Consider the following 13,603-nt stretch of genomic DNA (forward strand, 5'->3'; position numbering starts at 1 on the left):
ACCACCGCCACCCCCGCCCGCCGTCTGCGCATAGCCATCGGCGGCATCGGCATCGAGTCGTCCACCTTCTGTCCGCACCGCTCCACCGTGGCCGACTTCCGTCAGACCCGCGGCCAGGACCTCCTGGGTACGGCGCTCCCGCGGTGTGGCGGGCGCGGTCCGTGAAGCACCCGCGGGTGTCTTCGCCTGCTCGGCCACGACGGGGGCGGGCGCGGGGGCGACGGTCCGCAGACCGCGGCCCTCGGCGTATCCGGCCAGCACCTCGTCCAGCGCGGCCAGTTCCCTGAGCGCGATGTGCAGCCGGTCGGCCCGGGGGCCGGCCGGAGCCCGCAGCTCCCCTTCGAGGTCACGGACGAGCGGGCTCACCCGCACCCAGGTGCCCTCGGGCTCCCCGGTCGAGAAGTGCCGGTCGAGCTCGCGCAGCGAGTCCAGCAGCGTCTGCGTGATCCGCTCGATGTGCCCGGTGAGCCGGGGCCCGAGGTCGATGTCGACATCGGCGGCCGCGGCGAGCGCCCGGGCGTGCGCCGTGGCGGTGGCCAGGAGCGCGAGCCGGTTCTCGGCGCCGCGTCCCCGTACCCCGATCGGCATCCGGACCAGCGGCCTGGCCACACTGCGGACCTGGAACAGGGCCGCGTCGACCCCGCGGGCCGCGCCGCGCAGCCGGACCGGGGCCTCGGGGTCCTCCCAGCGCTCACGGATCTGGGTGACCAGGTGCTCCAGCGCAGCGACATAGCCGCGGTCGGCCTCCTGGGCGACCTTCCGGGTGGAGAGCGGGAAGATCAGCGCGGCGCAGGCGGTGGCGACGAGGATGCCGATCCCGTTGTCGAGGAGGCGCTCGGCGAGCAGGTGGTCCATGCCGCTGTACGGCGTGGTCATCCCGTACAGCTGGACGAGAGCGACGACGAGCCCCACGACCCAGTAGGCGTACTGGCGCTGCATGCCCCACGCGCCCAGGGTCAGGCCCGCCACGATGACCAGCAGCGTCGGATAGATGTGGCCGGGGCCTATGACGTGGAGCAGCCAGATGCCGACCACCGCGCCGACGGCCGTGCCGACCATGCGGTGGGCGAGCTTGCGCAGCCGCTCGGGCGTGGTGTTGGTGCCGAAGAGCGTGATCATCACGCCGACCAGGCCCCAGTAGAAACGCCTGGGGTCGATCGCGTCGGTGATCGGGCAGACGATGGCGCAGGCCACCGCCGCGTGCAGCGGTACGCGTACGTACGGGACGACGCGCCGCCAGCCCTTCAGCTCCTGGGCCGCCGCGATCCTTCGGGCGACCGCGCCGGTCCCGGCCGGGCGGTTCTGCTCCAGGGCGACCGTGGGCTGGAAGGGGACCTTGGCGCGGGCCTTCGGCGCGTTCCAGCCGAGGTCGAGCCAGTGTGCGAGGGAGTCGGCGAGCGAGTCGAGGAGATGACCGACCCGCCGGGCCAGCACCGCGGCCTCCGCTTCGTCGGGGCTCGCGCTCCGGTCGGCGAGTACGTCGTCGGCCTGCTGCTGGATGAGCCGGGCCGCCGGGTGCAGTGCGTCGGCCCGGCCGAGCGGGGTGTCGCGGGCGACGACCAGCGCGACGACCATCGCCTCGCGCAGTCGCTGCGGCACGGGGAGCCGGGTGAGCCGCTGCACCGCCTGGCCGATGCCCTGCAGGGCGAGTTCGGCGTCGAAGAGGTACTGGTGGAGCAGCTCGGCGGTGTGCGGGTCGGCGGCGACCTCGGGCTGGGCGAGGCGGCCGTCGATGGTGACGGTGGTGATGTTGAGACGGCGCAGGCTGCGCCGCATCCGCTTGATCGCGACCTCGTGGTCGGCGTCGGGGTCGAGCGCGGCGGTGGCGGCGTCCCCGACCCGGCGCGCCTCGACGACGAACGCGCGCTGGGTGCGGAGCAGGTCCTCGCGGGGCATCGGGCAGCAGAGCAGCAGCCGGGCGGCGAGGATGGCCGCCGATGAGACCAGCGCCACGACGAACAGCTTCCCGCACAGGTTCAGCGGGATGTTCGCCATCATGCCGACCATGAACGAGTTGAAGAGCATCATGCCGGTGAGCAGTGCCAGCGACCCGAACCGCGCGAGGAAGAAGGTGAGCGCCAGCGCCACCACCATCAGGGTGAGTTCCAGCGCACGGTCGTCGTGCAGCCACGCGGCGAGCGGCAGCACGGCCGAGTAGGGGAACGGCATCCACAGGATGGAGCGGGTCAGCCGGAGCGGGGTGTTCTCGGCGATGGCGAACGCGCTCATCAGGCCCATCATGCCGCCGACCATCATGCCGAGCATGGCCGGCAGGGTCAGGGCGACGGACATCCCGTAACCGACGGCGAGGCCGGTGGTGATGGCGACCAGGGAGCGCCAGCCGGCCTGCAGCTGGCCGAGCCCGGGGTCGGCGGCGAGTACGCCGTCCCACCAGCGTCTCGGCCCGCCGACCCGGCGGGGTGCGACGGAGCCTCCGGTACGGGGCGGCCGGCCCCCGCCCTGTTCGGCCGCGCGGTCCGGGTGAGCGGTTTCGGTGGCTGAGACGGCTGAGGTGGCTGAGGTGCCTGAGGCAGCCGGGGTGGCTGGGGTGGTCAACTGACCTCCGGTTCGACGGCGTGCAGAAGGGTGGATACCGCATCCCGGGCCAGTCCCACGGCCCGCTCCGGATCGTCGACGTTCGTACGCAGCCCTTCGAGGAGGGCCGCGGCCATGCGCTGCCGTGCCCGCTCCAGGAGTTCGCCGCCGGCCGATGTGAGGGACGCCTCAACGACGCGCCGGTCCTTGGAGCAGCGTTCGCGTTCGATGAGCCCGCGTTCCTCCAGCTCCTGGAGGACGACGGTCACCCGCGGCTGGGCGATGCCGGTGTAGGCGGCGATCTCGGTGACCCGGCGCGGTGTGGGCTCCAGGGCGTCGAGTACGGCGGTGTGGCTGCGCGGAAGTCCGAATTCCCCGGCCCTGAACAGGGCCTGGGAGAGCCGTCCGATGCCCCGCAGGAGCCCTCGGGCGGCGTCCTCGATCCGCTGTTCGTCGGAGGCCGGGGATAGATGCATATCGCAATTATATATTGCCGTCAGGGGTGCCGGTGCACACCCCCGGCCGGGGGCGGCACCGGACGCCCCTCTCACCCCGTGCGAACGGTGCGTCCCCGGCGGATATCAGTCCTGCTTGTCGCTGTCGTGGTGCCTGGCCCACGGATGCCGCAGATGGATCCACACATCGCGCGCCCGCCGCCCGGCCTCGGTACGGCTGGCGGCGACCAGCGAGCGCGCCTGGGCATGGGTCTCCACCATGGGGCCCGAGCCGCTCAGGGGCCGGCCCGCCGTCTCGTGCAGGAAATAGGTGGCGATGAACCCGATGACCCCGGCGACCATCAGGTAGTACGCGGGGACCATGTCGTTCTTGGTGGCCTCGACCAGACCCGACGCGATCAGCGGCGTGGTACCGCCGAAGAGCGAGACCGAGACGTTGAACGAGATCGACAGCGCCCCGTACCGCAGCCGGGTCGGGAAGAGCGCGGGCAGCGTGGACGCCGACGTGCCGGCGAAGCACACCAGCAGCAGGCCCAGGATGAGGCAGCCGAACGCGGGCAGCAGGATGCCGCCCTCCCTGATCAGGAGGAACGCCGGGACGGAGAGCACGATGAGCGCGATACTGCCCGCCATGAAGACGGGCCTGCGGCCCCAGCGGTCGGAGCTGCGGCCCACCGTGGTGATCGTGAGCACCACCACGACCATGGTGCCGAGCACCAGCAGCTGGGCGGTGAGCGCGTCCTGGTGGAGCGTCTCGGTCATGAAGGTCGGCAGGTACGAGGTCACCATGTAGTTGGTGACGTTGTAGAGCAGGACGAGCCCCATGCAGATGAGCACCGCCTCCCAGTGCTCGGTGAAGATCTCCTTCAGCCGTCCGTGACCGGACTGCCTGGCCACCTCCACCGGATCCTCGTCGCCCTCCTCGTGCTGCTCGGACGCGTACTCGGCCGCGTCCTCCTCGGCCTGCCGCTTGAAGGCCGGCGTCTCCTCCAGGCGCAGCCGCATGTACAGACCGATGAGCCCGAGCGGCCCGGCCACCAGGAACGGGATACGCCAGCCCCAGTGCACCATTCCGTCGTCCCCGAGCACCGCGGTCAGGATGGTGACGATGCCGGAACCGAGCGAATAGCCGACGAACGTGCCGAAGTCCAGCCAACTGCCCAGGAATCCACGCCTCTTGTCGGGTGAGTACTCGGCGATATAGGTGGTCGCACCGGCATATTCACCACCGGTGGAGAAACCCTGCACAAGACGGCAGATGAGCAGCAGGATCGGCGCGGCGAATCCGATCGAGTCATAGCTCGGCAGGAACGCGACGGCGAATGTACTGATCGCCATCATGATCATGGTCGCGGCGAGTACCCGTTTACGGCCGATACGGTCACCGAGCGGGCCGAACACCAGGCCGCCGAGGGGCCGTACGAGGAATGCGGCGGCGAACGTGGCGAAGGTGGACACGACCTGCGCACCGGGTGAGCTGGAAGGGAAGAAGACCTTCCCCAGAGTGCCCGCCAAATAGGCGTACACGCCGAAGTCGAACCACTCCATCATGTTGCCCAGAGCGGACGCGGACACCGCCCTGCGCACCTCGGGTTTGTCGGTGACCGTCACGTCGTCGGCGCTCAGTGACTGTTTGCGGCGCCGTAGCAGGATACGGAGGAGCCGGTCGTTGGCGGAGTTCGATCCGCCGGACGGCCGTGAATCTCGGCGGGGGCGTCCCTTGCTCATGTCATCCCGTCTGCAGAGCGGCATTGCCGCGTTCATCATCGCTTCGGTCTCCCCTGTCCAGTTTCATCGGAGAAACACAGGGGACCGTGTGTCGGCGCGCCCTCACACACAACCGTCCGTAATACGGAGTGCCGGACCACCCCGTACCCGGTATTGCCGCGACAATGCAGCTTCGAACAGCCCGGCTTACGGCCGGGACATCCATCGCAGGCCGCTGACCACCGCGAACCACGAGCAGATCCGGAGAAAGGCATGATCCCCCAGGAGACAGGCGATTTCGGTACGGCAGCGGGGGAAACGGCGGACGGCGAGGCCGGTAAGGTCACATCCGAGCAGTGGAAATGGTCCGTGCTGGCCGGTATGGCCTCCTATATGGATGCCGGATCCATCGTCGCGCTCGGCGCGGGACTCGTGATGTTCCAGTCGTATCTGCACTTGAGTTCGAATGCGGTGGGGCTGCTCGCGGCGCTGGGGCCCAATGCGCTGGGCTGTGCGATCGGCGCGTTCATCGGCGGCCGGCTGGGTGACACGCTGGGCCGCAAACGCATCTACAAGTACGACCTGCTCGTCTATGCGGCGGGAATTCTCTGCATCGCACTCGCGGTCAACCCGCTGATGCTCTTTCTCGGCACCTTTGTCGTCGGACTCGCCGTGGGTGCGGACGTCCCCACCTCCCTCGCACTGGTGGGCGAGTTCGCACCCGCCGCGGCCCGCGGAAAGCTGCTCGGGTTCACCCAGATCGCCTGGAGCCTGGGCCCGGTCATTGTGCTGCTGCTCGCGCTCGTTCTCGCGCCGTTCGGTCTACTCGGTATCCGGCTGGTGTTTCTCCAGCTGTTCGTCGTGGCGCTGGTGACCTGGGCGCTCAGGCGCGGTCTCGCGGAATCGGCGCGCTGGAAAAGGGCCTTCGCTTCGGGGGCGGCGAAAAGGCCCACGGCGCGGGCCCTCTTCCGGGGGCCCAACCGGAACGCGCTGATCTGGACCGGGACGATCTACCTCTTCTGGGGGCTGGCCGCCGCGACGAACGGCATCTTCACCCCGTACATGATCAGGACCCTGCACGCGGGCAGCCAGTCCGCCGGCGTCGCCCTGGCCTGCGGCGGGTTCGTGGTGAGCATCGGGGCGGCGCTGGTGTTCATGAGCTACGTCGACCGCAGCCACCTCACCCGCAAGTGGATGTGGGGCGCGGGCGGCGCCATGCAGGTCACCGCGTATGTCAGCTATCTGGTCCTGCCGTTCACCATCCCGGTGATCATCCTGAACATCGTGCTCTTCGCGGTGGGCGGCACCTTCGCCGGAGAGCCGCTCTACAAGATCTTCAGCCAGGAGCTGTTCCCGACCATGCTGCGCGGCACGGCCCAGGGCTTCACCTTCGGCCTGTCGCGGACCTTCGTCGGCATCTGGAGCCTGTTCGTACCGGCGCTCGCCAGCACGGGCATCCGGCCGGTGGCCGGACTGCTGGCGGTGTTCCTGGTGATCAGCGGATCGGTCGGGTTCTTCTTCATGCCGGACACGGCGGGCAAGTCACTGGAGGAGATCGAGGCGGAGCGCGCCTTCGCGTAGGCCCCCGCGCCCCCTTGGTCGGGGCCGGCCGCATGCGGGCGGCCCAGGGGGCGGCGGAGGGCGCCCGTCGCCCTTCACCGTCGGCCGGGCCGCCGTGATCACTCGGTGCGGGTCACACCGCGGATGATGATCGCGACTTCCGATGCGAACGTCTCGGCGGGGTCGCCCTCGGGCATTGCGGCGAGGACTCGTTCCATCGTCGGGTAGCGCCCGGTCGCGAGCTGCCGGCTGATGTAGGGGCCGACCGACGCCTGCCACTGCGTCTCGTCGGCACCGGTCTCCCGGCTGAGGCGCCGCTCGGTGACCTCGTTGCGGACGGCGCCGATCAGGTAGGCGTTGAAGACACCGAGGGCCGCCATGAGGCGGTCGCCGCCGCCGGGCCCCAGGGCGCGGGCGAGGGCGGAGGCGGTGGCCTCCATCACCGTCAGAGCGTTCGGGCCCAGGTGCGGGCGGCCGCCGATCAGCTCGACGAACCATTCGTGCCGCAGGGCGCGGTCCCGGGTGGCGACGGCGATCGCGCGGAGCGCCTCCTCCCACTCGGCCCGGTCGCCGAGGGCGGCCGCGATCTCGCCGTAGACAGAATCGGCCATCAGGTCGAGCAACTCGTCCTTGGTGGCGACATAGCCGTACAGCCGCATCGGACTGACACGCAGCTCGGCGGCGACCTTGCGCATCGACAGCCCGGACAGTCCGTCGGCGTCGGCCAGTGCGGCCGCGGCCGCCACGATCCGGCCCCGGTCCGTGGGCGCGATCGTCCGGCCGCGCGGTTCGGGGCGCTCCCAGATCAGACTCACGGCACTACCGTACGCCGCCTCTTTCCGTACGCTGTACGGTAGATTCCGTACGCTGTACAGAAACTGCTGGGGAGCTGGGATGAACACGACCGACGGGAACAAGGAGCCGCGGATCGCCGTCGTCGGCGGCGGCATCGGCGGACTGGTGCTGGCGGGGATGCTCCATCGCTACGGGATCGCGGCCACGGTGTACGAACGGGACACCGGACTCGATGCCCGCGAGCAGGGAGGCGCCCTCGACCTGCACCCCGAGTCAGGACAGCGCGCCCTGGAGGAATTGGGGCTGACCGAGGCGTTCCGCACCGAAGCCCGGCCCGAGGGGGAGAATCTGCGGATCCTCGACCCGGCCGGCAGAACACTGGGCCACCACGCTCCCGAGCCGGGCAGCGGCACCCGCCCGGAGATCGACCGCGGGATTCTCCGGAAGCTGCTGATGACGAGGGTGCCGGCCGCCGCCATGAGCTGGGGACGCCACCTGACCGGCGTCGGCGAACTGCCCGCCGGCGGCTACCGGCTGGCCTTTGACGACGGCAGCCGGGTGGACTGCGACCTCCTGATCGGCGCGGACGGCGGGCGCTCCCGCGTGCGCCCCCTCCTCACGGACGCGCGGCCGGCCCACCTGGCCGCCTACCTCCAACTCACGATCACCGACGCCGACCGGCGCCGGCCCAGGACAGCGGACTTCGTCGGACCGGGCAGCATCATGGCCCTCGGCAACAACCTCAACCTGGGAGCGCAGCGGTCCGGCGACGGCACGATCCGCGTCTCGGTGACCGTGCGGACCGACGACGGGTGGCTCGGCCGGCAGCGCTTCGGCGGCACGGACTGGGCGCGGACGGTGGCACGCCTCCACGATCTCTTCGCCGGCTGGGACCCGGGGCTGACCGAGTTGATCGACGCCTGCGATGCCGGATCGCTCGTCGGGCGGAACATCGAGGCACTGCCGGTCGGCACCCGCTGGCCCTCGCATCCGCAGGTGACCCTGCTCGGGGACGCCGCCCATCTGATGCCACCGGTGGGCGAGGGCGCCAACCAGGCGATGCTGGACGGCGTCCTGCTGGCCGGGGCGATCGCCGAGAACGGCGGTGACCTTGTCGCCGCGGTCGCCGCCTACGAGACCGAGATGTTCGACCGCGCGGAGACGATCGGAGCAGACTCGGCGCAGATGGAGAGCATGGGTCTCGCGCCCGACGCGGCCGAGCGGATGGCGGCCTTCTTCGGCTAGGGCCTGTCCCGCGCACGCCACGGCGCACGCCCGCTCACCAACCACGTGGATACCGCAGGCGGCGGCCGGGACGCCCATGGCATCTGGGCGGATTTACCGTGAACTTTCTGACCCCCTGCCGCATCCCACATTCTGGAGAACGCGGAGAGAACGCGCGCCCCACCATCGAGAAGCGCACCATTGAGAGTGGAGATCGATCGACATGGCTGAGCAGCATCGGAACAGCACCGCCGGGCGCACAGGCGTCCGCACCCGTACGGCCCGCCGTATAGGCGGCGCGGGGCTCGCCGTCGTCGCTGTCGCCGGACTCGGGCTCGCCGGGGCCGGGGCCGCGCAGGCGGCCTCCGTGCCCACCTGTGCCACCTCGGGACTGACGGCCTCCTTCGGACAGGGCCTGGCCGGCGGGATGAACCACGAGGGCGTCGTCCTCAAGCTCAAGAACACCAGCGGCCACACCTGTGACCTGCGGGGTTACCCGGGCCTCGGGCTCCAGGACGCCGGCCACCACACGCTCGCGTCCTCGGTTCACTGGGGCAGCACCTGGTACGCCAAGGGCCCGGCCAAGCAGACGCTGACCCTCAAGAACGGCCAGAGCGCCGAGGCCGTCATCGCCTGGACGCACGCCAACACCGGCACCTCCGGCGCCCGGCACGCCGCCTATCTGGTGGTCACGCCGCCCGCGTCCACCACGCACAAGACGCTGAAGTTCCCGCAGTGGGTCGACAACGGTGACCTCAACGTCACCGCGCTCGCCTCGCACATCAGCGTCAGCGGCTGATCAGGCAGCAAGCACACGGAAGGGGCGGGCCGCAGATGCGGTCCGCCCCCATCTGTGTCCCGCTCTCAGCCGCCCGAACCGGCCACGAACGCCCCGACGCTGGGCCCGGACTTGCTGCCCGACGGCACCGCGCCGCCGTTCCACGGCACGATCAGCGCCACCTTCTCGTCCGGCGGAGTGACCCGTACGGTCGGCGGAGTCACGGTGCCCGAACCGGACACCTCCGGGTTGGTGAACGACAGCGGCGCCCAGGCACTCCCGCCGGGTGCCACCTTCACCGCGCCGCCGGAGGCGCCGGTGCGTGCCGGATCCACCGAGACCTGGCTGCCGCCGTTGTCCACGAAGGCGAGGCCGGGGAAGCCGCTGACGGTGCAGGTGTGGCCGGATGTGTTGGTGAGGACCAGCGCGAAGTTCTCCTGTCCGGCGCCGGGGTGGTCGTCGCCGACCGTAAGTTTGAGCTCCGAGGTGTGGCAGCGGGCCGGGCCCGCCGCCGTGGGCGGTTTCCCGCCGACGCCCGTGCTGCTCCCCGGCGGAGACGACACGCCGGTGCCGGAGCTCTTCGACCCGGACGGGACGGGGGGCGGCTGCGACCCGTTCGCCGGTGCGGACGACTGCGGGGTCGGTTTGTCGCTGCCGCCGGACGCGGCGGCCGAGGCACCGCTCGTCACCGGGCCGCCGACGCTGGCCACCTTCTGCGGACCCGAGTCGCCGTTGCCGCAGCCGCTGAGCAGCAGCGCTCCCGCGACGGCCGCCGTGGCGGCCCCGACGACCAGGCCCCGGCGACCCGCGCGTCCGGTCCTCTCGCCGGCCCCGGTCACGTGGTCTTCCCTGCCCCGCTGTCCTGGATTCGGCATGGTGCCGACCGTCCCTTCTCCGATGTCTCTCTGTCTACCTCCGATGACCGGAAGGGCCAAAAAGTTCACGCGGCCGTCCGCACGCTCCGCAGAATGCGGTCGGTGCCGTCCGTACCGAACGTCTCGGCGCACCTGATCTGTACGTACACCGGCGGCTTGCCCTTGGAGACCGGGACCAGCGCGATCTCCTTGAGGCTTCTGCCCCCGGTTCCGCAGGAATCCCACGTGTGGACCGTGCCGTGCCACCTGCTGTCCGCGTACGTCGCGGTCCCCGCGTCCCGGCAGCCGGGGTGTTTGCTCTGCTTCACCTTCGAGGTCAGGGCCGTGGAGTCGGCCGTACCCGGGGCGGCCGAACCGGCGAACACCCCGTCGTCGTCGGTCCGCAGATCGGACCAGCCGGCGACGGAGCCGGCCACCGTCAGGCCCGGCCGGTGCGGGCTGTCGAGACCGAGGACACGGGGTGACCAGCCGGCGTCGGCGAGCTGCGTGGCCCAGGCGTGCGGGACTTCCAGGCTGAGCTTCCCGGTCGCGTCGCTGACCCGTTCCGTGCTCGGCGCCTTGCGCTCCCAGAGGGTCAGCGCCGTGCCCGCGGCGGCGGCGACAACGACGGCTGTCAGTACCGTCAGTACGGTCCGCCGAGTCCTGGGGCGCCGGGTCCGGGGCGTGGCACCGGCGCTGCTGCCGGGTGCGGCGGGTGCGGCGGGTGCAGGGGACATCGTGGAGGCCGGCGGCTCCGCGGCCGCGTCAGGTCCGGGGTACGGGAGGAACTCCGGATACCCGGCAGGCTCCGCGGAGAACGACCGTACGCCGGAGTCACCCGGGAAGCCGGGGACGGGCGAGCCGTCCGGGGCACGCGATACGGACGAGGTGTCCGGAGCACCGGGTACGGGCGAGATCCCCGGGGCACCAGGTACGGGTGAGGCACCCGGGACCGAAGAGGCAGAGGGGCTGCCCGGGAAGTCCGGCGCCGGTGAGTCTCCCGGGGCACCCAGTACCGGCGATGCGCTGGAGACGTCAGGCACGGGCGAGGCACCTGAGGCAGGAGATACGGGCGAGCCGCCCAGGGCCGGGGTGGCAGAAGAGGCAGAAGAGCTGCCCGGGACGTCAGGTATGGGCAGCGCGCCCGACGCCGCGGACGCGGGCGAGGCACCCGAGACACCCGAGACACCCGAGACACCCGAGCTGCCCGAGCTGCCCGAGACACCCGGCACCGGCGCCGCGGCCGCTCCCGCCGCCCCTGGCACGGGCAGGGTGCGCAGCCGCTCCAGCTCGTCCGTGAACGCCCGCGCGCTCTCCCAGCGGTTCTCCCGGTCCGGCTCCATGGCCCGCTGTACCGCGGCCACGACCGGCGCGGGCAGACCGGGCCGCAGCTCGTCGGCCGGGAGCACCTTCCCGGGCGGCCCGGGGACCGTACCGGTGAGCAGGTGGTGCAGGACGGCGCCGAGGCTGTAGACGTCGGCGCGCGCGTCGATCCCGTCGTACGGCTCCGCCTGCTCGGGCGCCATATAGCCGCTGCTGCCGGCGATCACGGTGAGACCGGACGCCTGCGCCAGGTTCTTCGCCAGCCCGAGATCGGCGATGAGTACCCGCTCGTGGCCGCCCGGCCGGCCCTTGAGCAGGATGTTCGACGGTTTGATGTCCCGGTGCACGATGTCCGCGTCGTGCAGTGCGGCTGCCCCGCGCGCCGCCTCTGCGGTCAGCCGCAGCGCCTCGTCCACACCCAGTTCACCCGCGGTCAACAGGTCGTCCAGGGTGCCGTGGTCCGCGTACTCCATGACGAAGTAGGGCCGTCCGTCAGGGAGATCACCGATGTCGAAGACCTGGACCACGCCACCCGAGTTCGCTCGGCGCAGCAGTCGCGCCTCCGCGACGAAGCGCTCCCGGATGTCCAGGCGGTACGACCAGTTGTCGGCCATCACCTTCACCGCGACATCGGCGTGCAGCCGTTCGTCGTGGGCCAGCCACACCACGGCGAACGCCCCCGTGCCGAGACGGCGCAGAACGCGGTACCGGCCAATCTCTTCTGGTACGGACATGTGGCTATCATGCATGGGTGATCCCCCAGCGAGTCCAGCCGGCCCGACGCGCGGAAACCCTCCCGTGACCCGGCCCGCCGATGGAACAGAGGCCCTGGCCGTCCGAGCGTCCGGCGGCGACCGGGAGGCTCTGGACGCCCTGCTCCGGGACATCAGTCCCGATGTCCTGCGCCGCTGCGCCCGGTTCCTCCTGTACCGCGAGGACGCCGAGGAAGCGGCCCAGGACGTGCTCGTGCAGGTGGCGCGCAACATCCACCGTTTCGAGGGCCGCAGCAAGTTCAGCACCTGGCTGTACACGGTGGTAGCCAACTGCTCGCGGCAGAAGTACCGCGAGCTCAAACGGCGCGCCGCCGAGACCCCGCTCACGACGGCGGAGACGACCCACCCCGACCCGCGCACCACCAGCGTGATCGCGGGCTCGCGCGTCGATCTGCTCGAAGCGCTCGAACGGCTGGAGCGCGAGGCTCCGCAGCTGGTGACACCGCTCGTCTACCGGGACATCTGCGAACTCGACTACGCGGAGATCGCCGACCGGATGAACCTGCCCGTCGGCACGGTGAAGTCCCGTCTGCACCGCGCCCGCCAGCAGGTCAGGCCTTGGTTGATGACCGGCGGAGACACCGGCGGGGCGCCGGGCGGCTCCGGAGTCTGAGGGCTCCCGCCCAGGCCGTTTCCGCCATGTCGGACATGCGCGACATGGCGGTCTGCGTGCCCGCGCGCATCACCTCCGCGGTCTCCACAGCCTCTGCGGCGTGGCACCGGGCGAGCCGGGACACCGGAGATCCTGTGATCGGCGCTCCCCCTCGATCAGGGCCGAACTGGCCCTCACCGTCGGTATGTTGCCTCCGCGATGGCGAACAAGTCGCAACAGTGGCAGCCCGAAGGGGAGGCAGCCGGATGGCCACAACGAACCGCGCCCCCGGTCCGCACAGGGTCACACCGCCCTCGGCCACATCGAACAGCGACGCCCTGGGCCGACGCGGAGCGGGAACGGTTTCCGGCTATTGCGGATATCGCGATGACTAGACTGACCGCATGAAGCTGTCCCAAGGCGTGGAGTGGGGGCTGCACTGTGCCGTGCTGCTCGCGCAGGTGCCGCCCGGCGGGCTGATGCGCCGTGATGCGCTGGCCGGTCATTTCGGTCTGCCCGAGGCGTATCTGTCCAAGCACCTCCAGGCGATGACCCGGGCGGGTGTGCTGTTCGCCAACTCCGGCCCGAAGGGCGGCTACCGGCTGGCGCGCGCCGCCGAATCGATCTCCGTCCTCGATGTGGTGGAGGCCATCGAGGGCACCGCCGCCCCCTTCGTGTGCCAGGAGATCCGGCAGCGCGGAACCGGGGCCTCATCCCCCGAGGAGTGCCGGCGCGCCTGCATGGTCAACACCGTGATGGACCAGGCCGACGAAGCCTGGCGCGCCTCCCTGCGCTCGGTCAGTGTCGCCGGACTCGTCGACCGGCTGCCGGGTTCCGTACGCACACGGAACGAGGAATCGCTCCGGCTGCCGGCTCGCTGAGCACCCCACCCGGACCGGCACCGTGTCGGACGACTGGTCGGCCGTGCAGACGCGGTCGCGGCCCGACACCGCAACCGGGTGCGGGGGCCGAGCCACCGGAGCAGGCGACGCGGCTGAGGTGGCCGA

General features: G+C 71.1%; 10 protein-coding genes and 2 pseudogenes. 6 read left to right on the forward strand and 6 right to left on the reverse strand.

The annotated features are described in order from the left end of the window. Nucleotides 1-24: 24 nt before the first annotated feature. Nucleotides 25-123, forward strand: a pseudogene (locus G3I19_RS04155) (M81 family metallopeptidase); the annotation flags it as partial. Nucleotides 124-804: 681 nt separating this feature from the next. Here the strand turns inward: G3I19_RS04155 and G3I19_RS38195 are convergent. The 3 genes and pseudogenes from G3I19_RS38195 to proP form a co-directional block, all read right to left on the reverse strand. Then, a pseudogene (locus G3I19_RS38195) lies at nt 805-2,292 on the reverse strand (FUSC family protein); the annotation flags it as partial. Between the two features lie 260 nt (nt 2,293-2,552). Continuing rightward, nucleotides 2,553-3,011 carry a MarR family transcriptional regulator gene (locus G3I19_RS04165; protein WP_164259581.1) on the reverse strand — a complete coding sequence of 153 codons (459 nt, stop codon included), beginning with the start codon at nt 3,009-3,011 and terminating at the stop codon, nt 2,553-2,555. A 105-nt stretch (nt 3,012-3,116) separates the two neighbouring features. After that, nucleotides 3,117-4,718, reverse strand: a complete 1,602-nt coding sequence (gene proP / locus G3I19_RS04170) for a glycine betaine/L-proline transporter ProP (protein ID WP_164259583.1) — start codon at nt 4,716-4,718, stop codon at nt 3,117-3,119. Nucleotides 4,719-4,970: 252 nt separating this feature from the next. Between proP and G3I19_RS04175 the strand changes: the two genes are divergently transcribed. Then, nucleotides 4,971-6,278: an MFS transporter gene (locus G3I19_RS04175; RefSeq protein WP_164259585.1), complete on the forward strand. Its 1,308-nt coding sequence runs from the start codon at nt 4,971-4,973 to the stop codon at nt 6,276-6,278. A gap of 98 nt (nt 6,279-6,376) precedes the next feature. Here the strand turns inward: G3I19_RS04175 and G3I19_RS04180 are convergent, their stop codons facing one another. Then, complete coding sequence (locus G3I19_RS04180; protein WP_343234978.1) at nt 6,377-7,072, reverse strand: TetR/AcrR family transcriptional regulator C-terminal domain-containing protein; 696 nt, start codon at nt 7,070-7,072, stop codon at nt 6,377-6,379. 79 nt (nt 7,073-7,151) lie between these two features. Here G3I19_RS04180 and G3I19_RS04185 point away from each other — a divergent pair, with 79 nt between their 5' ends. After that, nucleotides 7,152-8,297 carry an NAD(P)/FAD-dependent oxidoreductase gene (locus tag G3I19_RS04185; protein ID WP_164259589.1) on the forward strand — a complete coding sequence of 382 codons (1,146 nt, stop codon included), beginning with the start codon at nt 7,152-7,154 and terminating at the stop codon, nt 8,295-8,297. 202 nt (nt 8,298-8,499) lie between these two features. Further along, nucleotides 8,500-9,075: a DUF4232 domain-containing protein gene (locus G3I19_RS04190; protein WP_164259591.1), complete on the forward strand. Its 576-nt coding sequence runs from the start codon at nt 8,500-8,502 to the stop codon at nt 9,073-9,075. 65 nt (nt 9,076-9,140) lie between these two features. Here the strand turns inward: G3I19_RS04190 and G3I19_RS04195 are convergent, their stop codons facing one another. Together G3I19_RS04195 and G3I19_RS36780 are read right to left on the reverse strand one after the other, a co-directional pair. Next, a complete protein-coding gene (locus G3I19_RS04195; protein WP_164259593.1) occupies nt 9,141-9,929 on the reverse strand; it encodes a DUF4232 domain-containing protein in 789 nt (262 codons plus the stop codon). Between the two features lie 65 nt (nt 9,930-9,994). Then, nucleotides 9,995-11,965 (reverse strand): serine/threonine-protein kinase, encoded by a 1,971-nt coding sequence (locus tag G3I19_RS36780; RefSeq protein WP_203599163.1) that lies wholly within the window; start codon nt 11,963-11,965, stop codon nt 9,995-9,997. Nucleotides 11,966-12,029: 64 nt separating this feature from the next. On the opposite strand from G3I19_RS36780, the gene G3I19_RS04205 reads away from it, so the two are divergent. Both G3I19_RS04205 and G3I19_RS04210 read left to right on the forward strand, forming a co-directional pair. Further along, a complete protein-coding gene (locus tag G3I19_RS04205) occupies nt 12,030-12,617 on the forward strand; it encodes an RNA polymerase sigma factor (RefSeq protein ID WP_343234979.1) in 588 nt (195 codons plus the stop codon). Nucleotides 12,618-13,000: 383 nt separating this feature from the next. After that, nucleotides 13,001-13,477 (forward strand): Rrf2 family transcriptional regulator, encoded by a 477-nt coding sequence (locus G3I19_RS04210; RefSeq protein ID WP_164259597.1) that lies wholly within the window; start codon nt 13,001-13,003, stop codon nt 13,475-13,477. Nucleotides 13,478-13,603 lie beyond the last annotated feature (126 nt).

It is taken from the genome of Streptomyces sp. SID10853 (assembly GCF_010548145.1).
Classification (GTDB): Bacteria; Actinomycetota; Actinomycetes; order Streptomycetales; family Streptomycetaceae; genus Streptomyces.

Excerpts from the sequence above, each read along its gene's own strand:
- G3I19_RS04165 (WP_164259581.1), bottom strand. The coding sequence starts at position 3,011 with ATGCATCTATCCCCGGCCTCCGACGAACAGCGGATCGAGGACGCCGCC.
- proP (WP_164259583.1), bottom strand. The coding sequence starts at position 4,718 with ATGAGCAAGGGACGCCCCCGCCGAGATTCACGGCCGTCCGGCGGATCG.
- G3I19_RS04175 (WP_164259585.1), top strand. The coding sequence starts at position 4,971 with ATGATCCCCCAGGAGACAGGCGATTTCGGTACGGCAGCGGGGGAAACG.
- G3I19_RS04185 (WP_164259589.1), top strand. The coding sequence starts at position 7,152 with ATGAACACGACCGACGGGAACAAGGAGCCGCGGATCGCCGTCGTCGGC.
- G3I19_RS04190 (WP_164259591.1), top strand. The coding sequence starts at position 8,500 with ATGGCTGAGCAGCATCGGAACAGCACCGCCGGGCGCACAGGCGTCCGC.
- G3I19_RS04195 (WP_164259593.1), bottom strand. The coding sequence starts at position 9,929 with ATGCCGAATCCAGGACAGCGGGGCAGGGAAGACCACGTGACCGGGGCC.
- G3I19_RS36780 (WP_203599163.1), bottom strand. The coding sequence starts at position 11,965 with ATGTCCGTACCAGAAGAGATTGGCCGGTACCGCGTTCTGCGCCGTCTC.
- G3I19_RS04210 (WP_164259597.1), top strand. The coding sequence starts at position 13,001 with ATGAAGCTGTCCCAAGGCGTGGAGTGGGGGCTGCACTGTGCCGTGCTG.